Source organism: Streptomyces sp. BE303, from assembly GCF_036290945.1.
In the GTDB taxonomy this organism is placed as follows: Bacteria; Actinomycetota; Actinomycetes; order Streptomycetales; family Streptomycetaceae; genus Kitasatospora.
Map to the genome: position 1 here is coordinate 1 of NZ_JAQYWZ010000318.1, position 1019 is coordinate 1019.

At 73.0% G+C, this 1019-nt stretch carries 1 protein-coding gene; it reads left to right on the top strand.

Translation table 11 applies throughout. The features are described from left to right. The coding region (locus tag PUR56_RS03800) for an acyl carrier protein (RefSeq protein ID WP_329947843.1) at positions 1-1019 on the top strand (1019 nt) is incomplete at both ends.

The following is a 1019-nucleotide window of genomic DNA, read 5'->3' on the forward strand; positions in this document are numbered from 1 at the left end:
CTGTCGTCGGCGGAGCGGCAGCGGACCGTGCTGGAGCTGGTCCGGGCCGAGGTCGCGGCGGTGCTGGGGCACGCGTCGGCCGGGGCGGTCGAGGCGTCGCGGGCGTTCAAGGAGCTGGGCTTCGACTCGCTGACCGCCGTCGAGCTGCGGAATCGTCTGCGGTCGGCGACCGGGCTGGCGCTGCCGGCGACGCTGGCGTTCGACTACCCGAGCGCCGAGCGGCTCGCCGCGTACGTGCTGGCACAGGTGGTGGGCAGCGCGGAGGCAGCCGCACCGACCGGGGCGGCGGTTCCGGTCGCGGTCCAGGACGACCCGGTGGTCATCGTGGGCATGGGGCTGCGGTTGCCGGGCGGGGTGGAGACACCCGAGGCGTTCTGGGATCTGGTGGCCGAGGGCCGGGACGGCATCGGGGCCTTCCCGACCGACCGTGGCTGGGACCTGGAAGCCCTGTACCACCCCGACCCGGACCACGCGGGCACCTCGTACACCCGGCACGGAGGCTTCCTCTACGAGGCCGGCGACTTCGACGCCAGGCTGTTCGGGATCTCGCCGCGCGAGGCGCTGGCGATGGATCCGCAGCAGCGGTTGCTGCTGGAGACGTCGTGGGAGGCGCTGGAGCGGGGTGGGGTCGATCCGCTGGGCCTGCGCGGCGAGCCGGTGGGCGTGTTCGTCGGCGCCTCCTTCCTGGGATACGGCTCCGGACCGGTCGAGGCTTCCGACGGCGTGGAGGGGCACCTCCTGACGGGTACGGCTTCGTCGGTGATGTCGGGGCGGATCTCGTACACGTTCGGGCTCGAAGGCCCGGCGGTGACGGTGGACACGGCGTGTTCGTCGTCGTTGGTGGCCCTGCATCTGGCCGCGCAGGCGCTGCGGTCGGGTGAGTGCTCGATGGCGCTGGTCGGCGGCGTCACCGTGATGCCGAACCCGGATGTGTTCGTGGAGTTCTCGCGTCAGCGCGGGCTGGCTGCCGACGGCCGGTGCAAGTCGTTCGGTGCGGACGCGGACGGGACGGGTTGGTC